The organism is Amycolatopsis heterodermiae, from assembly GCF_034929455.1.
In the GTDB taxonomy this organism is placed as follows: Bacteria; Actinomycetota; Actinomycetes; order Mycobacteriales; family Pseudonocardiaceae; genus Amycolatopsis; species Amycolatopsis heterodermiae.
In genome coordinates, this window is record NZ_JAYFSI010000002.1 from 797,724 (window position 1) to 818,704 (window position 20,981).

23 protein-coding genes are annotated in these 20,981 nt (G+C 71.8%); 16 read left to right on the plus strand and 7 right to left on the minus strand.

Annotated features, from left to right (window positions below):
- Positions 1–891: a DUF6282 family protein gene (locus VA596_RS14015; protein ID WP_323326995.1), complete on the minus strand. Its 891-nt coding sequence runs from the start codon at positions 889–891 to the stop codon at positions 1–3.
- A gap of 192 nt (positions 892–1,083) precedes the next feature.
- Here VA596_RS14015 and VA596_RS14020 point away from each other — a divergent pair, with 192 nt between their 5' ends.
- Both VA596_RS14020 and VA596_RS14025 read left to right on the plus strand, forming a co-directional pair.
- Positions 1,084–2,463, plus strand: coding sequence for an MFS transporter (locus tag VA596_RS14020; RefSeq protein WP_323326997.1), 1,380 nt, complete (start codon positions 1,084–1,086; stop codon positions 2,461–2,463).
- 62 nt (positions 2,464–2,525) lie between these two features.
- Entirely contained in the window at positions 2,526–3,482 is a 957-nt protein-coding gene (locus tag VA596_RS14025) for a hypothetical protein (protein WP_323326999.1), read from the plus strand.
- Here VA596_RS14025 and VA596_RS14030 read toward each other — a convergent pair.
- Complete coding sequence (locus VA596_RS14030; RefSeq protein ID WP_323327000.1) at positions 3,449–4,243, minus strand: IclR family transcriptional regulator; 795 nt, start codon at positions 4,241–4,243, stop codon at positions 3,449–3,451. The genes VA596_RS14025 and VA596_RS14030 overlap by 34 nt on opposite strands.
- Before the next feature lie 244 nt (positions 4,244–4,487).
- On the opposite strand from VA596_RS14030, the gene VA596_RS14035 reads away from it, so the two are divergent.
- Complete coding sequence (locus VA596_RS14035; protein ID WP_323327002.1) at positions 4,488–5,039, plus strand: hemerythrin domain-containing protein; 552 nt, start codon at positions 4,488–4,490, stop codon at positions 5,037–5,039.
- Between the two features lie 4 nt (positions 5,040–5,043).
- Complete coding sequence (locus VA596_RS14040) at positions 5,044–5,862, plus strand: family 1 encapsulin nanocompartment shell protein (protein WP_323327004.1); 819 nt, start codon at positions 5,044–5,046, stop codon at positions 5,860–5,862.
- 36 nt (positions 5,863–5,898) lie between these two features.
- Here VA596_RS14040 and VA596_RS14045 read toward each other — a convergent pair whose 3' ends face one another.
- Positions 5,899–6,759 (minus strand): RNA polymerase sigma-70 factor, encoded by an 861-nt coding sequence (locus VA596_RS14045; RefSeq protein ID WP_323327007.1) that lies wholly within the window; start codon positions 6,757–6,759, stop codon positions 5,899–5,901.
- A gap of 191 nt (positions 6,760–6,950) precedes the next feature.
- Here VA596_RS14045 and VA596_RS14050 point away from each other — a divergent pair, with 191 nt between their 5' ends.
- Both VA596_RS14050 and VA596_RS14055 read left to right on the plus strand, forming a co-directional pair.
- Positions 6,951–8,264 carry an NAD(P)/FAD-dependent oxidoreductase gene (locus tag VA596_RS14050; protein ID WP_323327009.1) on the plus strand — a complete coding sequence of 438 codons (1,314 nt, stop codon included), beginning with the start codon at positions 6,951–6,953 and terminating at the stop codon, positions 8,262–8,264.
- Between the two features lie 62 nt (positions 8,265–8,326).
- The gene (locus tag VA596_RS14055; protein ID WP_323327011.1) at positions 8,327–9,064 is read left to right on the plus strand and encodes an SDR family oxidoreductase; all 738 of its coding nucleotides are present in this window, start codon (positions 8,327–8,329) and stop codon (positions 9,062–9,064) included.
- Between the two features lie 77 nt (positions 9,065–9,141).
- Here the strand turns inward: VA596_RS14055 and VA596_RS14060 are convergent, their stop codons facing one another.
- From VA596_RS14060 to VA596_RS14070, 3 genes are all read right to left on the minus strand, one after another.
- Complete coding sequence (locus VA596_RS14060; protein ID WP_247051281.1) at positions 9,142–9,432, minus strand: DUF1540 domain-containing protein; 291 nt, start codon at positions 9,430–9,432, stop codon at positions 9,142–9,144.
- A gap of 148 nt (positions 9,433–9,580) precedes the next feature.
- Positions 9,581–10,180 carry a dihydrofolate reductase family protein gene (locus tag VA596_RS14065; protein ID WP_323327013.1) on the minus strand — a complete coding sequence of 200 codons (600 nt, stop codon included), beginning with the start codon at positions 10,178–10,180 and terminating at the stop codon, positions 9,581–9,583.
- Positions 10,177–10,986 carry a metalloregulator ArsR/SmtB family transcription factor gene (locus VA596_RS14070; protein WP_323327015.1) on the minus strand — a complete coding sequence of 270 codons (810 nt, stop codon included), beginning with the start codon at positions 10,984–10,986 and terminating at the stop codon, positions 10,177–10,179. Before VA596_RS14070 ends, VA596_RS14065 begins: the two co-directional genes overlap by 4 nt.
- Positions 10,987–11,069: 83 nt before the next feature.
- On the opposite strand from VA596_RS14070, the gene VA596_RS14075 reads away from it, so the two are divergent.
- Complete coding sequence (locus VA596_RS14075) at positions 11,070–12,203, plus strand: epoxide hydrolase family protein (protein WP_323327017.1); 1,134 nt, start codon at positions 11,070–11,072, stop codon at positions 12,201–12,203.
- Between the two features lie 49 nt (positions 12,204–12,252).
- On the opposite strand, the gene VA596_RS14080 is transcribed toward VA596_RS14075, so the two are convergent.
- Positions 12,253–12,858, minus strand: coding sequence for a VOC family protein (locus tag VA596_RS14080; protein ID WP_323327019.1), 606 nt, complete (start codon positions 12,856–12,858; stop codon positions 12,253–12,255).
- A 132-nt stretch (positions 12,859–12,990) separates the two neighbouring features.
- Between VA596_RS14080 and VA596_RS14085 the strand changes: the two genes are divergently transcribed.
- The 9 genes from VA596_RS14085 (at position 12,991) to melA (ending at position 20,966) form a co-directional block, all read left to right on the plus strand.
- Entirely contained in the window at positions 12,991–13,494 is a 504-nt protein-coding gene (locus VA596_RS14085) for a winged helix-turn-helix transcriptional regulator (protein WP_323327021.1), read from the plus strand.
- A gap of 13 nt (positions 13,495–13,507) precedes the next feature.
- Positions 13,508–14,053, plus strand: a complete 546-nt coding sequence (locus VA596_RS14090; protein ID WP_323327023.1) for a pyridoxamine 5'-phosphate oxidase family protein — start codon at positions 13,508–13,510, stop codon at positions 14,051–14,053.
- A 13-nt stretch (positions 14,054–14,066) separates the two neighbouring features.
- Positions 14,067–14,603, plus strand: coding sequence for a TetR/AcrR family transcriptional regulator (locus VA596_RS14095; RefSeq protein WP_323327025.1), 537 nt, complete (start codon positions 14,067–14,069; stop codon positions 14,601–14,603).
- A 197-nt stretch (positions 14,604–14,800) separates the two neighbouring features.
- Positions 14,801–15,625 (plus strand): endo alpha-1,4 polygalactosaminidase, encoded by an 825-nt coding sequence (locus VA596_RS14100; RefSeq protein ID WP_323327027.1) that lies wholly within the window; start codon positions 14,801–14,803, stop codon positions 15,623–15,625.
- Complete coding sequence (locus tag VA596_RS14105; protein WP_323327029.1) at positions 15,625–16,896, plus strand: ABC transporter substrate-binding protein; 1,272 nt, start codon at positions 15,625–15,627, stop codon at positions 16,894–16,896. Before VA596_RS14100 ends, VA596_RS14105 begins: the two co-directional genes overlap by 1 nt.
- Positions 16,897–16,905: 9 nt before the next feature.
- Positions 16,906–17,844 (plus strand): carbohydrate ABC transporter permease, encoded by a 939-nt coding sequence (locus VA596_RS14110; RefSeq protein ID WP_323327031.1) that lies wholly within the window; start codon positions 16,906–16,908, stop codon positions 17,842–17,844.
- The gene (locus VA596_RS14115; RefSeq protein ID WP_323327033.1) at positions 17,841–18,713 is read left to right on the plus strand and encodes a carbohydrate ABC transporter permease; all 873 of its coding nucleotides are present in this window, start codon (positions 17,841–17,843) and stop codon (positions 18,711–18,713) included. The genes VA596_RS14110 and VA596_RS14115 overlap by 4 nt, the downstream gene beginning before the upstream one ends.
- 7 nt (positions 18,714–18,720) lie before the next feature.
- On the plus strand, positions 18,721–19,659 hold the full coding sequence (locus tag VA596_RS14120) for a carbohydrate kinase family protein (RefSeq protein ID WP_323327035.1): 939 nt from the start codon (positions 18,721–18,723) through the stop codon (positions 19,657–19,659).
- Positions 19,656–20,966, plus strand: coding sequence for an alpha-glucosidase/alpha-galactosidase (melA, locus tag VA596_RS14125; protein WP_323327037.1), 1,311 nt, complete (start codon positions 19,656–19,658; stop codon positions 20,964–20,966). Before VA596_RS14120 ends, melA begins: the two co-directional genes overlap by 4 nt.
- Positions 20,967–20,981 lie beyond the last annotated feature (15 nt).

A 20,981-nucleotide genomic window follows, 5' to 3' on the forward strand; every position in this document is an offset into this window, starting at 1 on the left:
TCAGGCGTCGAGGTCGAGCAGGTAGGCCGGGTTGTCGCGGACCATGCGCCGCAGGTCCTTCTCCGGCAGGCCGAGGTCGAGCAGCGCCTCGCCGACGCGCATCCACGCGTCCACCGGCTTGGGGTTGGCCTTCTGGCCGAAGTCCGAGGCCAGCACGATGTGCTCCGGACCGAGCGTCTCGACCCAGGTCAGCAGCTGCTTCGGGTCCCACTTCTGGGTGCCCTCGGGGTCGTACATGCCGACCTCGTGCTCGACGAACGCGCCGAGCTCGATCAGCTCGCGGCACAGCTCGGGGTCGGCGCCGATCACGAAGTCGGGGTGGCTGACCACCATCCGCTTCATGCCGCGTTCCTTCGCCGCGGTGAAGAGCGTCTTGATGTACTCGGGGTACATGTGCCCGCCGTTGAGGACGGCGCCCTGCTCCTTGATCTCCTCGAGGATCTCGATCGTCGCGGGCTTCAGCTCGCCGCTCTCGTCGACGATGTCGATGCGCTCGAGCGTCAGCGGCACGGTGGTGGTCGGGAAGGCGCCGTCCTCGGGGTGGCAGTCGATGTGCCGGCCCGACGAGATCGTCGGGAACCAGACGACCTTGCCGCCCATCCGCAGGCACATGCGCACGGCGTGCACGTTGAGCCCGCCGACGGTGCTGTTGAGCGCGATCCCGCCGTAGACCTCGGCGGCGACGCCTTCGAGGCGCCCCTTCATCGCGAGGACGTCCATCTGGGTGTTGTGGTGGTGGGACTTCGCGACCATCGCGCGCATCCCGATCCGGGCCCCGTCCTGCGCGGCCTCGACGTGGTCGAACCGCCGGGGGAACGGGCTGGGCCCGGAGTGGACGTGCATGTCGACCAGGCCGTCCAGGACGGAGGTGATGGCGGGACGCTGGCTCATGAGGCCGCCCTTCGTTCGCATTGTGAATTCAAAGTTCACTATAAGACCGCATGTCAACCCTGGGGACCCTCTTGTGCGGCGAGGATCTCGTGTTTACGGTATCCGTTGTTCACTTCGTGAACTCGCAGTTCGGATTGCACCCGGTGTGGTCACCCACGCGCTGCGAGTAGCCAGAGCCCTCGGAGGACGACGATGTCCGTACCGCCACCCGCCGCAGAGCCGCGATCGACGGCCTTGGACGACGTCAGCCCCCGCGTCCCGCACGGCCCGGACAGCGCCAAGGTGCGCGCCGCCGTCCGTGGCGGGACCCTTGCCTACTTCGTCGACCAGTTCGACATCTACCTGCCGATCGTGGTGCTCGCACCGGCGACGGCGTACTTCCAGGCGGCCAACCTCAGCGCGAGCACGACGGCGCTGCTCGCGTCGCTCGTGTTCGCGTCCACGCTCATCGGCCGCCCGCTCGGCGCGATCATCTTCGGGCACTTCGCCGACACCGTCGGGCGCAAGCGCACGACCCTGGTCGCCGTCGGCGGCTTCGGGGCCATCACGCTGCTGACCGCGTGCCTGCCCGGCCACGAGACGATCGGCGTGTGGTCGGTCGGCCTGCTCATCGGCCTGCGGTTCGTCGACGGGATCTTCCTCGGCGGCGAGTACACGACCGCGGTGCCGCTCGCGATGGAGTGGAGCCCGAAGCACAAGCGCGGCCTCTACGCCTCGATCATCACGTCGACCTCGCCCGCCGCGTACGCCGTGATCGCCGCGATCACGCTGCTGATGCTGCAGCTGCTGCCGTCCGTCGGCCTGCACAGCGCCTACGTGCAGTGGGGCTGGCGGATCCCGTTCTTCGTCGGCGCGGCGCTGGCGGCCGTGCTGTTCCGCTACTACCTCAAGAACGTGCACGAGACGCCGCCGGAGCTGACCGGCGAGAAGCACAAGATGCCGTTCGTCCGGCTGCTGGTGAAGTACCCGCGGGCGCTGGCGCAGGTGTTCGTGCTGATGACCGGCACCTGGCTGGCGACCAACATGGAAGCCGCCGTGACGCCCGCGCAGCTGAAGTCGCACCTCCTGCTCTCCAGCAAGGAGGTCACGATGACGATGCTCGTGATCAACGCCGCCGCGGCGCTGTCGTACCCGCTGTTCGGGCTGCTGTCCCAGCGCATCGGGCGAAGGCGGTTCTACATCGGGTACGGCCTGGCGGTGCTGGTGATCGGCGCCGGGTCCTACACGCTGCTGATGGCGTCGAACGGCGGCTTCGGCGCGGCGCTCGGCTGGGGTGTCCTGATCGGGATCTTCACCGTCGGCACGTTCGGCCCGATCGCGGCCTACCTGACCGAACGGTTCCCGGCGAGCATCCGCTCCACCGGCTACGGCGTCGGCTACAGCCTCGCGCTCATCGCCCCGGCGTTCTACCAGTTCTACCTGCAGCGGTTCGACGGCGTCATGCCCGCGCACCTGGCCCCGGCGGTGCTCATCGCCCTCGCCGGCGTGCTGATCAGCCTCGGCGGCTTCCTCGGCCCGGAGACCAAGGACGTCGACATGGGCGACGACAGCACGATCCCGGCACTGTCCTGATCGGACGGATCGGTGGCCTCGCCACCGCCAACCCGGTCTGGGTCGGCTCGTCCGAGCTGACCATGACCCGCGACGGGCTGTTCGCCTGCATCGACGCGGGGGCCGGGGCGGTGGTGGCGAAGTCCGTGAACGAGAGCGCCGCAGCCCGGCGGCAGCTGGACATCGCGGACTACGCGTTCGTCTCGCCCGGTGGCGCGGTCCGGCCACCGGGCGCCGCGCGGCTCGGCGACGGCCTGCTGAACCGCTCCGGCCTGGCCCAGGTGGACCTGGACGAGTGGCTCGCGGTCCTTTCCGACGGCGTGGCTCATGGCGCCCCGCGGGGCTGTCCGGTGATCGGCAGCATCACCCTCGGGGAGCCGTCGGCGGCCGCCCGGATCGGCCGGGCGATGGCGACCGTGGTGCCCGCGGTGGAGCTGAACATCGGTGCCCCGCACGGCCGCGAGGCGCACGCGGTGCGTCAGCTGACCGAAGTGGACGCGGTGGGCGAAGCGGTGCGAACCGTGCGGGACGCCGTCGACGTGCCGCTGTTCGTCAAGCTGCCGGGGCAGGCTTCGGACGTCGTCGCGCTCGCCCGCGCCGCCCGGTCGGCGGGCGCGGACGCCGTCGGGCTGGTCGGCCGTTACCCGGGTTTCCTGCCCGACCTCGACGGCGGCGCGGTCCTCGGCTCGTGGGGCGCGTGGAGTGCGCCGGGGTGCCTGCCGATGAGCCTGTACTGGGTGAGCAAGACGCGCCTGGCGCTGGGCCCCGGCGTGCCCCTGATCGGCACCAACGGCGCCCGCACCGCCGACGACGTGCTGCGGTTCCTGGCTTCGGGCGCGTCGGCCGTCGAGGTCGTCACGGCGCTGTGGATCGAGGGTCCCGGGGTGATCGCGGAGCTGGTGGCCGGGCTCGAAGGCCTGGACCTGGCGGAGTTCGTGGGCAGCGCGCTGGCCGGGGCGCGGGAGTACGCGGAGGTCCCGCCGGTGCGCCCGCCCGCCTGGTTGCCCTACACGGCGCGGCTGAGGTCGTCCGGGCGGTAGTGGCCACCCAGCTCGTGGGTCAGCTCGCGAGCCGTTTCGGCCACCACCCGCAGCTCGGGGGCGTCGTCCGACATGGACAGCGTGTTGTCCGGGCCGACGATGGCGATCGTGGCGCAGATGCCGTACTCGTCGAACACCGGCGCGGCCACCGCGACCACGCCGGGCGTGCTCATCGCGGAGCAGTGGCCCACTTCGCGCACGCGCTCGACGTCTTCGCGCAGCTCGTCGCGCGCCGAGCCGGACAGGTTCGCCATCAGGCGTTCCATCGACAGCTGGTCGGCGTGGTAGGCCAGGAAGACCTTGCTCTGCGCGGTGTCCAGCGGCAGGTGGCTGCCGACCCGCACGGACACGACGACGATCGTCGAGACGTTCTCCTCCACCCGGGACACCACCGGGCCGGTGAGGCCCCACAGGCTGAGCACGACGCTGGTCTGCGTCGCCCGCGAAAGGGCCTGCATGTGCCGCGGGGCGAGGTTGACGACCCGGCGGTGGCCGATGGCGAACGCGCCCAGCTGCAGCAGCAGGCCACCGGGCACGTACCCGCCCTCGGCGCTGCGCTCGAGCAGGCCGGCCGCGACCAGGGACGTGCAGTACCGGTACGCGGTGGTGCGGTTGAGCCCGAGCCGTTCGGCGATCTGGCCGGCCGTCACCTCCGGCGTCGCCGGGTCGAACAGGGCCAGGATCTGGCTGACCCGGCTCACCGCCTGGATGTCCGCCTGATCGGCGCGCGAGGCCTCCGGCGACCGGGTCGGTTTGGTCACGGGGAGCCTCCGGCGAGCACTGGTCGAGAGCGTGAAACGGCTGTTCACTTCGTGAACACGTCCGTCAGGCTACCCGACGCGGGCCCGGTCCACGGGCCCCCACACAAGGGTGAAAACCCGCGCCCGGCGCGGCGGGTGGCCCGGCCGCGCCCGAGACTGGCGGTCCGGTGTTTTCCGGTGCCGGGGACGGGGTAGAGACGGGACATGGCTACTTCCACCACGCTGCGGGTCAGGGGCTGACCGCATGGCCGACATCACCAGCCTCATCCTCGACGACCACGACTGGTTCCGGCGGCAGTTCGCGCGCATGGACGACATCACCGACGCCGGCGAGCTCGCGAAGGTCTGGCAGCCGCTGGCCGACCTCCTCGACGTCCACGCGCGGGCCGAGGAGGAGATCTTCTACCCGCACCTGCTGCGCCGCGGCGACGACGCGAAGGAGGAGACCCTCGACGCGATCGGTGACCACAACGACATCCGCGACGGCGTCCACGAGGCCGCGCTGCACCCGGTCGGCAGCACCGCTTGGCTCGACGCGGTGCACAAGGCCAGGATGGCCAACAGCGAGCACATGGCCGAGGAGGAGGACGAGGGCCTGGCCGACTTCCGGCGCAACGCCGACCCCGGCCTGCGCGAAGAGCTCGGGCGCAAGTTCGCCGAGTTCAAGCGGCAGCACGAGGGCGCGCGCGACCTGGACGTCAGCGACATCGATCCGGAAGGGTACGTCGAAGCGGAACTCGGTACCGGGCCGGGCGACGGCTCACTCGGTATCGGCAGCCTCAAGGAACGGGATTGAACACATGAACCACCTGATGCGCGGCCTGGCCCCGATCTCCGACGCGGGGTGGAAGGAGGTCGACGCCGAAGCGAAGGAACGGCTGCACACGCACCTCGCCGCCCGGCGCCTGGTCGACGTCGCCGGCCCGCACGGCTGGCAGTACTCGGCCACCGACCTGGGCCGTACGACTTCGCTCAAGGAGTCCTCGCTGCCCGACGGTGAGGAAGGCGTCGTGGTGCGCCGGCGCCGCGTCCTGCCGCTGGCCGAGGTCCGCGTCCCGTTCACGGTGTCCCGCCAGGAGCTCGACGACGCCGAGCGCGGCGCCGACGACCTGGAGTTCGACGACCTCGACCGGGCCGCGAAGCAGATCGCGATGATCGAGAACCGCGCGGTGTTCCACGGCTGGGCCGCGGCCGGGATGACCGGCATCGCCGACACGTGCCCGTACGACAAGCCGGCGCTGGGGGAGAACGCCGAGGCGTACCCCGGCGTGATCGCCCGCGCGGTGGACACGCTGCGCCGCGCCGGCATCGACGGCCCGTACGGCCTGGCGATCGGCCCGTCGGGCTACACGCGGATCGTGGAGAGCACCGAGCACGGTGGCCAGCTGGTCTTCGACCACGTCCGCCGCGTCCTCGGCGGCGGCAAGATCGTCCGCGCCCCGGGCCTGGACGGCGCGATGGTGCTGAGCCTGGCGGGCGGCGACTTCTTCCTCGAGCTGGGCCAGGACCTGGCCGTCGGCTACAGCCACCACGACGCGGAGAACGTGACGCTGTACCTGGAGGAGAGCTTCAGCTTCCGGGTCTCCGAGCCGGACGCCGCGATCACCCTCACGGTCTGACCTGGTGGGCCGGTCCGTCCTCCGTGGACGGACCGGCTACACCGCCGCCGCGAGTTTGGCCGGGTTCATCATCCAGAAGACCTGGTCGATGCCCTCCTCCGACGCCGCCACGGTCAGCACCGCGAACGCGACGTCGTCACGCCGCAGCACCACCGCGTCCAAGCCGTTGACGACGACCGGCGCCACCTCCACACCCACCCAGAAGCGGTTCGCGAACGCCCGGACGTACTTCGCCACCGTCGCGGCACCCCGGACCGGGATGCGCGAGGCGCGGGCCACGCCGCCGCCGTCGGAGTAGCTCACCACGTCCGCCGCGAACAGGCTTTCCAGCGCGGGCAGGTCGCCGGCCTGGGCGGCCGCGACGAACGCCGTCAGCAGCCGACGGTGCTCGGGGGCGCTCGCCGGGGCGCGCCGCCCGGCCGCCAGGTGCTTGCGGGCGCGGCTGACGAGCTGGCGCGCCGCGGCCTCGGTCGTCCGGACGATCTCGGCGATCTGCCGGTACGGGTAGTCGAACGCCTCGCGCAGCACGTACGCCGCGCGCTCGCTCGGGGTCAGGCTCTCCAGCAGCACCAGCACCGCGAGCTCCAGCGCCGCGGCGCGCTCGGCGCCCAGCTGCGGATCGGCCGTCGTGTCGACGGGCTCGGGCAGCCACGGCCCGACGTAGGTCTCGTGCCGCGCGCGGGCCGTCTTGCCCGCGTTGATGGCCAGCCGCGTGGTCGTCGTGGCGAGGTAGGCACCCGGGTGGGTGACGGCCGAGCGGTCGCAGGCCTGCCACCGCAGCCACACCTCCTGCAGCAGGTCCTCGGCGTCGGCCGCGCTGCCCAGCATGCGGTAGGCGATGCCGAACAGCCGCGGCCGGACCCCGGCGAAGACCGCGGCCGCCTGGTCGAGGTCCATGCGCGCGGAACCCCTTTCGCCCCCTCGTTCCCGGTTCGTCGCAAAGCCTACTGGCGGCTTCCCGTGGACGGGACGACGCGGCACCGTGGTCCGTGACCGGCCGGAGCTGTGACGCACGTCCCGCACCGTCGCTGTCACGTTCCGGCGGGCCGTCTTGTCCGAAGGGTGAACCGAGCGGAACGAGGTGCGACGTGGACCGGATCCTGATCGTCGGTGGCGGGTACGCCGGCTTCTACACGGCGTGGGGGCTGGAGAAGCTCCTGCGCCGCGACGAGGCCGAGCTGACCGTGGTCGATCCCCGCCCGTACATGACCTACCAGCCGTTCCTTCCCGAGGTGCTGGCCGGCTCGATCGAGGCCCGGCACGCCGCGGTCTCGCTGCGCCGGCACCTGCGCCGGACGCGGGTCGTCGCCGGCTGGGTGACCGCGGTCGACCACGCCCACCACAGCGTCACCGTGCGGCCCGCAGATGGCCCGGAGTTCGCCCTCGGCTACGACACGATCGTGGTCACCGCCGGGGCGGTGACCCGCAAGTTCCCGGTGCCGGGCATCGCCGACGAGGCCATCGGGATGAAGCACGTCGAGGAGGCGGTGGCCATCCGCGACCGGCTGCTGACGGCGTTCGACCGCGCCGCCGTCCTGCCGCCCGGGCCGCTGCGCCGCAAGCTGCTCACGGTCACCTTCGTGGGCGGCGGCTTCTCCGGCGTCGAAGGGTTCGGCGAGCTGCTCTCCCTCGCGCACGCGCTGCTCGCCCGGTACCCGGGGATCGAGCCGGACGACGTGCGGTTCCACCTGGTCGAGGCGACCGGCCGCATCCTCCCGGAGGTCACGGCGAAACCCGGCCGGTGGGTGGTGCGCTCGCTGGAGGGCCGCGGTGCCCGCGTCCACCTGAACACCGTCGTGACGTCCGCCGTCGACGGCCACGTGGTGCTGTCGAGCGGCGAGGAGTTCGACTCGGGCCTCATCGTGTGGACGGCGGGCAACGCGGCGAACCCCGTGGTGGACCACCACACCGACCTGCCCGTCGACGGGCGCGGCCTGGTCCGGGTGCGGGCCGACCTGCGCGTCGGCACCGACGCCGAACCCGTGCCCGGCGCATGGGCCGCGGGGGACGACGCCGCCGTGCCGGACCTCGTCACCGGATCGGGCTCCTACACCGTGCCGAACGCGCAGCACGCCGTGCGGCAGGGAAAGCTGCTGGCCCGCAACATCGCGGCGGCCCGGCACGGCGGCGCGGTGAAGCCGTACCGGCACCACAGCCTCGGCTCGGTCGCGACCCTCGGTCTCGGCCGCGGCATCTTCCAGTACCGCCGGCTGACGATCAAGGGCCCGCTCGCGTGGCTGATGCACCGCGGTTACCACGTGCTGGCCGTGCCGAGCTGGGAACGCAAGGTCCGGGTCCTGGCCGTCTGGCTCACCGCCGCCGTCTTCGGCCGCGACATCGTGTCGCTGGCCTCGGTCGAGCACCCCCGCGACGCCTTCGTCTCGGGCGGCGACCCGAAGTGACGGTCACAGATCCGGTGGCGGCCTTGTCTTGACTGACGAACACACCAACGGAGAGGAACACCATGAAGATCGTCGTCATCGGCGGAACCGGCCTCATCGGCAGGACCCTCGTCGCCCGGCTGGGGGAGCACGGGCACGAGGCCGTGGCCGCCGCGCCGAGCACTGGCGTGAACACCCTGACCGGCGAGGGGCTGAAGGAAGTCCTGCAGGGCGCGGACGTCCTGGTGGACGTGTCGAACTCGCCGTCGTTCGCCGACGACGACGTCCTCGCGTTCTTCCGCACCTCGACGGGAAACCTCGTGGAGGCCGCGAAGGAAGCCGGTGCCGGGCACTACGTCGCGCTGTCGGTGGTGGGCTCGGAGCGGCTGCCGGACTCCGGTTACCTGCGGGCGAAGGTGGCGCAGGAGGCCCTGATCGAGGACGCCGGCCTGCCTTACACGATCGTGCGGGCGACCCAGTTCTTCGAGTTCGCGGGCGGCATCGCGGACACCGCGACGACCGGCGGCGTCGTGCGCCTGCCCAGCGGCGGGGTCCAGCCGATCGCCGCCGCCGAGGTGGCCGCGGCGGTGGGCCGGGCCGCGGCCGGTGAGCCGGCCGGCGGCACGATCGAGATCGGCGGCCCGGAGGTGTTCGGCCTAGACGAGTGGATCCGCACGGTGCTGGCCGCGCGATCCGACCCCCGCGAGGTCGTCAGCGACCCGCAGGCGCGCTATTTCGGGACCCTGCTGGAGAAGGACAGCCTCCTGCCGGGACCGGGCGCGCAGCTCGCCGAGACCCGGCTGGCGGACTGGCTCGCCTGATCGGGTCGGGCCTCACTGTCCACAACGGACGCAAGCGGTGTCCCGGGTGGACGGACGCGTCCACCCGGGGACCCCGGCTACTTCTGGTAGGTCAGGCAGTTCGCCGTGCCGCCGCCGGCGCCGATCCGGACGCTCGACGCCGTGCACTCCAGGGCGGCGTTGTGCCGGCAGTCCGCGCGGGAGCAGGCGCCGACCTGCGCGGTGACGCGGTCGAGGCCGCCCTTGGTGTTCAGCGGCACGAAGGTGCCGCAGTCGGCGGAGCCGTTGTCGCCGCCGACGGTGATGGCGAAGGCGTGGCAGCCGTCGTCGTTGTAGGAACAGCCGCTGACCGTGCACTCGTGGACGGCGGGCATTTCGGTCGTCGTCATCCGGGCTCCCGGGTTTCGTGGTGGTGGTATGCGTTCGGGCGCGTCCGACGCTGCCACCGGCTCCGGGACCCGGCAATCCGGGCCGTGATCTTTCACCCGGCCTCCGCTCTCGGTCGGGTGAAAGATGACGGTATCGACAAAGCGGTTTTCAGCGCTTGCGGTCGTAGATCACGGCGGCCTCGCCCAGCGACCCGGTCTCCTGGCGGGTGAGCGTCCACCGGGTCGCGGGCAGGCCGTCGTCGAACAGGCGGCCGCCGCCACCGGTGATCTCGGGGCAGATCAGCAGGTAGAGCCGGTCGATCAGGTCCGCCGCGAGCAGCGGCTTGATGACGCTCGCGCTGCTGTTGACGAGGATCTCGCCCTCGCCGGTGGCCTTGAGATCGGTGACGACGTCGGCGGCGGGGGCGTTCACGACGCGGGCGCGCTCCCACGGCGCCTCGGTCAAGGTGGTCGACAGGACCACCTTCTCGGTGTCGACGAGCCACTTCGCGTAGCCGCGGTCGCGCGGGTCGGCGTTCTCGTCGCCGGCGACCGACGGCCAGAAGCCGAGGAACCCTTCGGCGTTGTTGCGGCCCAGCACCGCCGTCGTCGCGTTCTCCCAGATGCGGCTCATGTGGTCCCGGGCGACGTCGCTCGTCACGTACGGGGCGATGGCGCCGAAGTCGGCGGGCCCGGCCGGGCCGTTGTAGTGCCCGTCGAGGGTGAGGGCGATGTTGGCGGTGACCTTGCGGCCGGTCGAGCTGGTCATGACGGGGTTCCCTTTCCTCGGGTGAGTGCTGCGGTGAGGTGGTCGAGCACCTGGCCCCAGCCGGTTTCGATGCCGGCGACGAACGGGGCGGACTCGACGGTCGTGTCGGTGATGCGCAGGTCCAGCCGCAGGCGGGTGCCGCCCGGGGCCGCGGTCAAGGTCACGTCGTAGTGGCCGGTGAAGAAGACGGCCCCGGCCGCGTCGAGCACCGAGAGCTCGAACGCGAGGTGCCCGGGCTCCTCGGCGGTGCGGACGCGCCCTTCGGAGCGGTAAAGCCCTTCGGCGTCGCGGTAGGCGAGCACGACGCGCCCGCCGGCCGCCGGCTCGAGGGCGCACTCGGTGACCCTCATCGACGGCGGGACCCACCACGACGCGAGCAGGTCCGGGTCGGCCCAGTGCCGCCAGGCGACGTCCGGGGGCGCCGGCAGGAGGCGGTCGAAGGTGAACGTGCGCCCGTCCGCCCACTGCCGGCGGCTCGCGGCGGCGGTCTCCGCCTCGATCGCGGCCTGGTAGCGCGTCAGGACGTCCCGTTCGCCGGCGTGTGCCTCGATGGCACCGACCAGCTCCCGCAGCCGTTCTCCGAACGCGGCGAGCGGGCCGGCTTCGACCGCGTAGACCCGGCGCTGCCCCAGCGGGGAAACGGTGACGAGGCCGGCGCGGGCGAGGGTCTGCAGGTGCTTGGTGGTCTGCGGTTGCCGCAGGCCGGTGCGCTCGGCCAGTTCGCCGACGGACCGCGGCCGCTCTGCGAGGAGCTCCACGATGCGCCACCGCTTCGCGTCTCCCAGTGCTGCCGCGATCTCGTCCATGAGCAGAAGTATTCACTGATCAGAATATTCGTGTCAAGGAATATCTTCGCGGGAATGTCGGTGGCCGGTCGTAAGCTGCGGGCATGCCCGATCCGTTCCACCCGAAGACCGACCCCGCCGTACTGGAAGACCTGCGTGCGCGGCTGCGCGCGACGCGCTGGCCGGACTCGCCCGAGGACGCCGGCTGGTCGCTCGGCACCGACGTCGGTTACCTGCGTGAGCTCGTCGCCTACTGGGCGGACGGGTTCGACTGGCCGGCCCGGGAGGCCGAGCTGGGGGAGCTGCCCCGGTTCCGCGTCCCGCTCGGCGGGCTCGGGATCCACTACGTGCACGCGAAAGCGGCGACCGGGAACGCGCTACCGCTGGTCCTCAGCCACGGCTGGCCGGACTCGTTCTGGCGCTATACCAAGGTGATCCCGCTGCTGACCGATCCCGGTGCGCACGGCGCCGACCCCGCCGACGCCTTCGACGTCGTCGTGCCCGACATGCCGGGCTACGGCTACTCGGACCGCCCGGCCGGCCCGCCGCTGAACTCGATCGCCGTCGCCGGCCTGTGGGCCGAGCTGATGGACGTCCTGGGGTACGCGCGGTTCGGCGCCGCGGGCGGCGACATCGGCAGTCACGTGAGCCGGTACCTCGGGCTCGACCACCCGGACCGGGTGGTGGCGGTCCACCGCACCGACGCGGGCATCCCGGTCCTCCCCGCCGACCAGGAGCTGGCGCCGGAGGAACGCGAGTGGTTCGACTCCGTCGCGACCTGGGGCGCGGCGGAAGGGGCCTACGCCGCGATGCACCGCTCGAAGCCGCAGACGGCCGCGGTCGGCCTGACCGACTCACCGGCCGGGCTGGCCGCGTGGATCGTCGAGAAGATGCGGGCCTGGAGCGACTGCGACGGCGACGTCGAGCGTTCGTACACGAAGGACGAGATCCTCGCGAACGTCATGATCTACTGGCTGACCGGGACGATCGGCTCGTCGATGCGGATGTACCGGGCGAACTCGGAGATCCCGGTCGAGCAGCTCCGGCGCCGGGTCGAGGTGCCGTCGGGCTTTTCCCTGTTCCCCGGCGACATCCTGCGCCCACCGCGGGCGTGGCTGGACCGCACGGCGAACGTCGCAAGGGTCACCGAGCACCCGCGCGGCGGGCACTTCGCGGCGTTCGAAGAGCCGGAGACCTACGCGGCCGAACTGCGCGAGTTCTTCCGCCCCTACCGCTGACCCCCGGCGACCCGCACGTGATCGGCCGGTGCGGGAAGATCCGTGGGGGTCACGCCCCCGCGCGGCCGTGCTGGACCATGTACTCGGCGTACCAGGACGGCCAGTCGGCGTCCTCGTGGCCGAGTTGCTTCTCGTGCTCGCCGTGCGCGGCCGCGGCGTGGCGCAGGGCGTCCGCCAGTTCGGCGGCGGAGGAGAACGTCACGTCCGTCACCCGGCCCGGCAGCCGGGTGGTGATCTCCTGCAGCACCCAGCCGTTGCCGTCCGGGTCGCTGAACGAGGCGAACGACGCGTAGCTCGCGTGGTCCGGGTCCGGGCCGCTGACCCGCCCTTCGGTGCCGGCGTGGTGGAACACGCCACCGGCGTCGTGGAACACCTCGCTGATCGCGACGCCCTGCGCGGCGATCTCGGCCCTGGCCGCCTCGATGTCGGTGACGACGAGGTGCAGGCCCTGGGCGGAACCCGGTGCGGCGTCGGTGATCCGGCTGCCGAAGATCACCGAGGTGGGCGAACCCGGCGGCGTCAGCTGGATCACCCGGAAGCCACCTTCACCCGGGAAGTCGGCGTCCTCGCGCCAGCCGAGCGCCTTGTAGAAGGCCTTCGCCCGGTCGACGTCGGAGACGGGGAGCACGGCGATCTCGAGTTTCATGTCCGTCATCGGGACTCCTTCGGTTCTCGCGGCTCCATCCGGCGTCGCACCTTCAACATGGCCTCGTCGCCGCCGATTTGCTACCGCTTGTGCGGTGCCTCATACTGGTGCGGTAATGCAACCAGTTCTGAGGTGAGAGCAGTGCGCAAGGACACGAGGTCGGGCTGTCCGATCAACCTGTCGCTGGAGATCTTCGGCGACCGCTGGACCCTGCTCGTCCTGCGTGACGTCGTCTTCGCCGGAGCGCGGCACTTCCGCGAGCTGCTCGGCGGTGCCGAGCGGATCTCGTCGAACGTCCTCGCCGACCGGCTCGCCGTGCTCGTCGAGCACGGGCTGCTCACCCGCGCCGGCGATCCGTCGCACAAGCAGAAGGTCACCTACAGCCTCACCGAGCGGGCGATCGAGCTGGTGCCCGTGCTGGTCCAGCTCAGCGCCTGGGGGGTGCGGCACCTGCCGGTGGGCGACGCGTACGCCGCCCGCGCCGCGGTGCTTACGGCCGGGGGGCCGCCGCTGTGGGAGGCCTTCATGGACGAACTGCGGGAGACCCACCTCGGACCGGACGCCCGTCTCGGCCCGGTGCCGGACGGTCCCACCGTCGCGGCGCGGATGGAGACCGCCTACCTGGCGTCCGTCAACCACCGATGATCGGAGTTCACCGATGAACGACCCGGCGATCCACCTCGACGACCGGTTCAGCGACCCCGGCACCCGGCCCACCGACTGGGCCACGACCCGGGAAGTGCTGGAGTCCGCCCAGATCAGCTGGCTCACGACGGTGCGCGCGGACGGCCGGCCGCACGTCACGCCGCTGGTCGCGGTGTGGCTGGACGGCAAGGTCCATTTCGGGACCGGTGCCACGGAACAGAAGTACCGCAACCTCACCGCGAACCCGAACGTCGTGCTGACGACCGGCCGCAACACCTGGGACGACGCCCTCGACGTCATGGTCGAGGGGCAGGCCCGGCGCGTCACCGACCGGCCGACGCTCGAGCGCCTCGCCGCCGCGTACCTGGAGAAGTGGGACGGCAGCTGGAAGTACGAGGTGGGCGAAGAAGGCCTGCGCCAGGGCGGCAACGACGCGCTGATCTTCGCGGTGGAGCCCGCGAAGGTGCTGACGTTCGGCCGTCAGCGCACGCCCGCGTCGGACACGTCGATGTTGTCGACGGTCGCGTTCACCCACACCAGCGCGCGGCCGGCCGAGTAGTTAGCTTGGCAGGATGAGAGCCGACGCGCTGCGCAACCTCGAAACCGTCCTGACGACGGGAGCGCGCATGCTGGCCGCCGACCCGGCGGCCAGCATCGGCGCGATAGCCGCCGAAGCCGGGGTCGACCGCCGCACGGTCTACCGCCACTTCGCCTCGCGCGACGAGCTGCTGGCCGCGGTCTACGACGCTCGGCTGTCGGCCGTCGAGGAGGCCGTCGACCGCGCGCGGCTGCGGGAAGCGCCGGTGCCGACGGCCCTGCACCGCTACGCCGAGGGCATCATCGAGGTCAACCGCAAGTGGCCGGTGGAGCTGACCCGGATGCGCGCCGAACCGTCCATTCAGGACCGTCGCGGCCGGATGATCGCCGAGGTGAACGCCTTCATCGCGCGCGCCACCGAGGAGGGCGTGTTCCGGGCGGACGTCCCGGAGGGCTGGGTGTACCACCTCCTGATCCAGCTGCTGCACCTGGCGTCGCGGCAGCCGTCGAGCCCGACGGAGGCGGCGGACCTGCTGGTCGGCACCCTGCTGCACGGAGTCGGCGCGGCCTGACGCGGTGCTCGAAACTGTCCATTAACGACGAAGAAACCCCAGTATCGAGCACTTGACATGCCCGGTCTTGCTCGCTTTACTTCTGGGCACGTCGGAACGGACGCCCCGACGTGAGAGGTACGCCCAGCCGGTATGTCGGCCTCCGCCGCGAGCCCGGACTGAGTCGCCAGGACGCGCACGTGGTCCGAGGCGGGGTCGTGCCCACCATCATCCGGAGCTCGATGATGCCCTTCTCCCGCGTTCAGTTCCTCGCCAGTGCCGCGCTCGCGGCCGCCGTCCTCGGCGGTAGCGCGTGTACGGCGTCGGCGGCGCCGGCCGCCGTCGCCCCGCCGCCGGTCAAGGCGGGCTTCGACTACCAGATCGGCGGCGCCTACACCCCGCCCTCCGGCGTCCAGGTCGTCAGCCGCGACCACGGCGACGCGCCGGCCGCCGGGCTCTACAACATCTGCTACGTCAACGCTTTCCAGGCCCAGCCCGGCTCCGAGGGGGAGTGGGGCGACCTGCTGCTGCGCGACGCGAACGGCAAGGTCGTCGTCGACGAGGACTGGGACGAGGCGCTGCTCGACGTGCACACCGCGGACAAGCGCACGCGCGTCGCGGCCAAGGTGAACGCCTGGATCGACGACTGCGCGGCGAAGGGCTACCAGGCGATCGAGCCGGACAACTACGACAGCTTCACGCGCTCCCGCGGGCTGCTGTCCGACAGCGACGCGCAGGCCTACATCCGCCTGCTTTCCGCCCACGCCCACGCGAAGGGCCTGGCGATCGCGCAGAAGAACACCTCCGAGCTGGCCGGGCAGCGCCAGGCCAACGGGCTCGACTTCGCCATTGCCGAAGAGTGCGGGCAGCAGAAGAACTGCGACGAGTTCACCCCCGCGTTCGGCGACCACGTGATCGTCATCGAGTACACCGACAGCGGCCTCAAGACCGCCTGCAGCCGGTGGAGCTCGCTCAGCATCGTCCGCCGCGACCTCGACGTCGTCCCCAAGGGCGCGTCCGGCTACGTCCGCAAAACCTGCTGATGGACCGGCGGGGTTTCCTGCGCGGTGTCGGGGGCCTCACCCTCGGCACCGCGCTGGCCGGGTGCGGCACCACAGCCGGCGGCAGCGGCGGCGGGCCGGTGACGGTCGAGGTCTGGCACGGCCAGACCGACACGGGCAAGAAGGTCCTCGACGCGCTCGTCGCGGACTTCCAGCGGACCCACCCGGGCATCCGGATCGACCTCGGCGGCGGCGTGCTCGCCGACGCGATGCTGCAGAAGATCACCGCGGCGCTCGCGTCGGGCTCCTTCCCGGACATCGCCTACGTCTTCGGCTCGGACCTCGCCAGCGTCGCGCGCAGCCCGAGCGTCGTCGACGTCACCGACCTCGTCGACGCGGGCCCCGGCTTCTGGGCCCCGGCCCGCGAGGCGGTCACCGTGAACGGCCGCGTCCGCGCGGTGCCGGCGCTGCTCGACTCGCTGGGCGTCGTCTACAACAAGGCGTTGTTCGACAAGACCGGTACCCCGCCGCCCGTCGCGGGCTGGACGTGGGCCGACTTCGTCGCCACCGCGAAGAAACTCACCGATCCGGGCGGCGGCGTCTTCGGCACCGCCTGGCCGGCCACCGGCGACGAGGACACCGTCTGGCGGCTGTGGCCGATGGTGTGGGATCTCGGTGGCGACGTGATCGGGCCGGGCGGCCGCGGCATCGGGTTCGCCGACCAAGGGGTGCGCGCGCTCGAAGTCGTGCGCGACCTCGCCGCGGCGAAGGCCGTCTACCTCGACCCGAAGACCGGCAGCGAGCAGATGTACCAGGCGTTCGAGAGCGGCAACATCGGCATGGTCGTCACCGGGCCGTGGCAGCTGCCCGACATCGCCGACGCCGGGGTCGACTACGCCGTGGTGCCGCTGCCCAGCTTCAGCGGCCGGCCGCTGACCATCTCCGGGCCGGACACCTGGACGCTCTTCGACAACGGCGAGGAGCGGGTCGCGGCGGCGCGCACATTCCTGTCCTGGCTGGCGGACCCGGCCCAGGACGTCCGCTGGGACGACGGCGCGGGCAGCCTCCCGCTGAGCCGGCGGACGCAGCAACTGCCCGCGTGGCAGGAGAAAACGGCCGAAACGCCGGGCCTGCCGGTGTTCGTCGACGCGCTGGAGAACGCCCGGGTCCGGCCGGTGCACCCGGCCTACCCGCAGGTGTCGGCGGCGCTGGGCACCGCGATCGTCGCCGTGCTGCTCGGCCAGGCGTCCCCGGCCGACGCGCTGCGCGACTGCGCCGCGGCCGCGAACGCCGCCCTGATCATTCCGCGATAGGGAGCCGCCATGCCCGGACTGCCGAGGCCCATCACCGTCACGCCTCCACAGAGTCAAGCCAAGAAGCGCCGGCGCAGCGAGAGCGCGGCCGCCTGGGCCTACATCTCGCCCGCCGTGCTCATCATCCTCGGTCTCGGCGTGGTGCCCGTGGCCTGGTCGCTGCTGCTGTCGTTCCAGGTCGACGACCTGGTGACGCCCAGCCGGTGGGTCGGCGGGGACAACTACGCGGCGCTCGCCCAGGACCCGCACTTCGCCCAGGCGGTCGGGAACACCGTGCTGTACACGGTGCTCTACGTCCCGCTGAGCATCCTGTTCGGGTTCCTGCTGGCGCAGGCGCTGAACCGGCGCATCCGGCTGATCGGCGTCTACCGGACGCTGGTCTTCGTGCCGTTCGTGCTCTCGGCGACCGCGCAGGGCGTGCTGTTCTCCTTCATCCTCGACCCGCAGTTCGGGGCGGCAAACTCGCTGCTGCACCACCTCGGCGTGTCCCCGCAGGGGTTCCTGACCGACCCGGGGCAGGCGCTGCTGGTGCTCGTGGGCATCACGCTGTGGAGCGGCACCGGGTTCTGCGTCGTGGTGTACCTCGCCGCGCTGCAGGACGTCCCGCCGTCGCTGGTCGAGGCCGCGCGGCTGGACGGCGCGGGCGCCTGGCGCGTGCTGCGGCACGTGACGCTGCCGGCGATCATGCCGGTGACGGCGTTCCTGGTGGTGTGGCAGCTGATCACGTCGCTGCAGGTGTTCGACCTGGTGTACGTGACGACCAAGGGCGGCCCGCTCGGCTCCACCACGGTGATCGTCTACTTCGTGTGGGAGCAGGCGTTCAAGAACTTCACCGCCGGCTACGGCGCGGCGTCGGCGTACGTGCTCGCGCTCGCCCTGCTGGTCGTCGTGGTCGCCGTCCGCGTGCTCCGCCGCCCCCAGAAGACGGTTCGGAAGGTGCTCCGATGACCGCCCGGCTCGACGGCGTGCCCGCGCCGCGCGTCCTGCCCGTGCTGCGCCGCCCGCGGCTGCCGTTCAGCCCGTGGCACCTGCTGCTCGTGCCGCTGGCGCTCGTGTTCGCCGCGCCGCTGGTGTGGCTGCTGCTCAGCTCGGTGATGAGCAACGCCGAGATCAACCGGTTCCCGCCCGCGCTGTGGCCGTCCCACCTGGACTTCTCGGGCTACCGGTACGTGCTCGACAACGCGCTCTTCGTCCGCTGGTTCACGAACTCGCTGATCGTGTCGGCGGTGACCGTGGTGTCGAACCTGCTGTTCGGCACGCTGGGCGGGTACGCGTTCGCGCGGATGCGGTTCACCGGTTCGCGGGTGCTGCTCGGGCTGATGATCGCGACGATGGCGATCCCGTTCCAGCTGACCATGATCCCGACGTTCCTGGTGATGAAGGAGCTCGGCCTGATCGACACCCTGGGCGCGCTCATCGTGCCGTCGCTGGTGACGCCGTTCGCGGTGTTCCTGCTGCGCCAGTTCTTCCTGTCCCTGCCCCGGGAACTCGAGGAAGCGGCGTGGATCGACGGCTGCTCGCGGCTGCGCGTGCTGTTCACGATCGTGCTGCCGCTGTCGCGGCCCGCGTTGAGCACGGTGGCCGTGCTGACGTTCCTGAGCACGTGGAACGACCTGACCTGGCCGCTGATCGCGGTCAACCACGACACCGTCTACACGCTGCAGCTGGGCCTGACGACGTTCCAGGGCCAGCACCACACCAACTGGGCCGCGGTGATGGCGGGCAACGTGATCACCGTGCTGCCGGTGCTGCTCGCCTTCCTCGGCGCGCAGAAGACGTTCATCCAGTCCATCACCTCCAGCGGCCTCAAGGGCTAGGGCCGTCATGCACCAGTTCGACCTGCTCGTGGTCGGCGACGCCAACCCGGACGTCATCGTCGGTCCACTTCGGACGGATCTCGTGTTCGGCCAGCGGGAGCAGCTCGCCGACTCCGGCGTGCTCACCCTCGGTGGCTCGGGCGCCATCACCGCCGCCGGCGCCGCCCGGCTGGGGCTGAAGGTCGCCTTCGCCGGGCGCGTCGGCGACGACGCCGGCGGCCGGTTCGTCCGTGACGCGCTGGAGGAACGCGGCGTCGACACCACGGCGTTGCGCACCGACCCGTCGTTGCCGACGCCGCTGACCACCGTCCTGACCCGCGACGGCGACCGCGCGATCGTCACCGCACCGGGCACCCTGGCCGCGTTCGGCGCCGGGGACGTCCCGCCGGACCTGCTCGCGGCGAGCCGGCACGTCCACTCGTCGTCGTACTTCCTGCTCCCGAAGCTCGCGCCCGGACTGGCGGAGCTGCTGCGCGCCGCCCGCGGGCACGGCGCGACGACGTCCGTCGACACCAACGACGATCCGGCCGGCCGCTGGGACGTCGGGGACCTGTTGCGGGAGACGGACTTCCTGCTGCCCAACGCCGCGGAGGCCATCCGGCTGACCGGCGCGGACGACCCGTGGGAGGCCGCGACGATGCTGGCCGCCCGCGGCCCGGCCGTCGTGGTCAAGGACGGCGCCGACGGCGCCTTCGCCTGCCGCGACGGCGAACTCACCACCACACCGGGGATCCCGGTGACCGCCGTCGACACCGTGGGCGCCGGGGACAGCTTCGACGCCGGGTTCCTCGCCGGCGTCCTGGCCGGGCTGCCGCTCGGGACCGCGCTGCGCTGCGGCGTCGTCTGCGGCGGCTTCTCGGTCCGCGCCCGCGGCGGCACCGCCGGCCAGGCCACGTGGGACGACGTCCTCGTCCACCTCGAACGCACCGAATCGGATCACGCATGACCACCCCCAAGATCACTTTCATCGGTGCCGGCAGCGTCGTGTTCACCCAGGGCCTGCTCGCCGACCTGTTCACCTACGCCGAGCTGGACGGGGTGCACGTCGCCCTGCACGACATCGACCCGGAGCGGCTGGCGACCGCGCTGGCCGCGGCCCGGCAGATCGCCGCGGTCCGGGGCGTGAAGCCCGTGCTCACCGCGCACCTCGACCGCCGGGAAGCCCTGGCGGGCGCGGACTTCGTCGTCGACATGGTCCAGATCGGGATGGGGGAGTCAACGCGTACGGACTTCGCCGTCCCGGCCCGCTACGGCCTGCGCCAGACCATCGGCGACACGCTCGGCATCGGCGGGATCTTCCGCGCACTGCGGACGTTCCCGTTCCTCAAGGGACTCGGCGCGGACATCGCCGAGGTCTGCCCGGACGCCTGGCTGCTCAACTACACCAACCCGATGGCGATGAACGTCCAGTACCTGAGCGAGGCCACCGGCCTGACCAGGGTCGTCGGGCTGTGCCACTCGGTGTACTGGACCGTGCACGGGCTCGCCGAGCTGGTCGGCGTGCCGTTCGACGAGGTCACCTACGTCGCCGCCGGCGTCAACCACCAGGCCTGGGTGCTGCGGTTCGAGCACGGCGGCACCGACCTCTACCCGCGGCTGGCGGCGCTGGCCGAATCCGACGAGCAGCTGCGGCGGCGCGTCCGGTTCGACATGTTCCGGCGGCTCGGTTACTACCCGACCGAGACGAGCGAGCACTCCGCCGAGTACGTGCCCTGGTACCTGCACCACGACAGCGAGATCGAGCGGCTGCGGCTGCCGGTCGGCGCCTACCTGGAGATCGTCGCGGAGAACGAGGCCGAGTACGAGCGGACGCGCCACGCGGTCGCGACCGGTGAGCCGCTGCCCGTCGAAGGCACGAACGAGTACGCGCCGCAGATCATCCACAGCATCGTCACCGGCACCCCGCGCACGGTCTACGGCAACGTCGTCAACCGCGGCCTGATCGAGAACCTGCCGGCCGGCGGGGTGGTCGAGGTGCCGTGCCTGGTCGACGGCACCGGCGTCCGGCCGACGCGGATCGGCGCGCTGCCACCGCAGCTCGCCGCGCTCAACCGGACTTACCTGAGCATGAACGACCTGGTCGTGCGCGCGGCGGTCGAGGACGACCCGCGCCACATCCGCCACGCCGCGATGACCGACCCCGCCACCGCGGCGACGCTGCCGGTCGAGCGGATCTGGGAGCTGTGCGACGACCTCGTCCGCGCGCACGGCGACCGCCTCCAGCCCGCCCTGCGCACCCTGCTCGGCCACTGACTGTCCGCGTCCAAC

Bases quoted from the DNA above. Each gene is read 5' to 3' on its own strand.
- VA596_RS14015 (WP_323326995.1), bottom strand. From the start codon at position 891: ATGAGCCAGCGTCCCGCCATCACCTCCGTCCTGGACGGCCTGGTCGAC.
- VA596_RS14020 (WP_323326997.1), top strand. From the start codon at position 1,084: ATGTCCGTACCGCCACCCGCCGCAGAGCCGCGATCGACGGCCTTGGAC.
- VA596_RS14025 (WP_323326999.1), top strand. From the start codon at position 2,526: ATGACCCGCGACGGGCTGTTCGCCTGCATCGACGCGGGGGCCGGGGCG.
- VA596_RS14035 (WP_323327002.1), top strand. From the start codon at position 4,488: ATGGCCGACATCACCAGCCTCATCCTCGACGACCACGACTGGTTCCGG.
- VA596_RS14040 (WP_323327004.1), top strand. From the start codon at position 5,044: ATGAACCACCTGATGCGCGGCCTGGCCCCGATCTCCGACGCGGGGTGG.
- VA596_RS14045 (WP_323327007.1), bottom strand. From the start codon at position 6,759: ATGGACCTCGACCAGGCGGCCGCGGTCTTCGCCGGGGTCCGGCCGCGG.
- VA596_RS14055 (WP_323327011.1), top strand. From the start codon at position 8,327: ATGAAGATCGTCGTCATCGGCGGAACCGGCCTCATCGGCAGGACCCTC.
- VA596_RS14060 (WP_247051281.1), bottom strand. From the start codon at position 9,432: ATGACGACGACCGAAATGCCCGCCGTCCACGAGTGCACGGTCAGCGGC.
- VA596_RS14065 (WP_323327013.1), bottom strand. From the start codon at position 10,180: ATGACCAGCTCGACCGGCCGCAAGGTCACCGCCAACATCGCCCTCACC.
- VA596_RS14070 (WP_323327015.1), bottom strand. From the start codon at position 10,986: ATGGACGAGATCGCGGCAGCACTGGGAGACGCGAAGCGGTGGCGCATC.
- VA596_RS14075 (WP_323327017.1), top strand. From the start codon at position 11,070: ATGCCCGATCCGTTCCACCCGAAGACCGACCCCGCCGTACTGGAAGAC.
- VA596_RS14080 (WP_323327019.1), bottom strand. From the start codon at position 12,858: ATGACGGACATGAAACTCGAGATCGCCGTGCTCCCCGTCTCCGACGTC.
- VA596_RS14090 (WP_323327023.1), top strand. From the start codon at position 13,508: ATGAACGACCCGGCGATCCACCTCGACGACCGGTTCAGCGACCCCGGC.
- VA596_RS14095 (WP_323327025.1), top strand. From the start codon at position 14,067: ATGAGAGCCGACGCGCTGCGCAACCTCGAAACCGTCCTGACGACGGGA.
- VA596_RS14105 (WP_323327029.1), top strand. From the start codon at position 15,625: ATGGACCGGCGGGGTTTCCTGCGCGGTGTCGGGGGCCTCACCCTCGGC.
- VA596_RS14110 (WP_323327031.1), top strand. From the start codon at position 16,906: ATGCCCGGACTGCCGAGGCCCATCACCGTCACGCCTCCACAGAGTCAA.
- VA596_RS14115 (WP_323327033.1), top strand. From the start codon at position 17,841: ATGACCGCCCGGCTCGACGGCGTGCCCGCGCCGCGCGTCCTGCCCGTG.
- VA596_RS14120 (WP_323327035.1), top strand. From the start codon at position 18,721: ATGCACCAGTTCGACCTGCTCGTGGTCGGCGACGCCAACCCGGACGTC.
- melA (WP_323327037.1), top strand. From the start codon at position 19,656: ATGACCACCCCCAAGATCACTTTCATCGGTGCCGGCAGCGTCGTGTTC.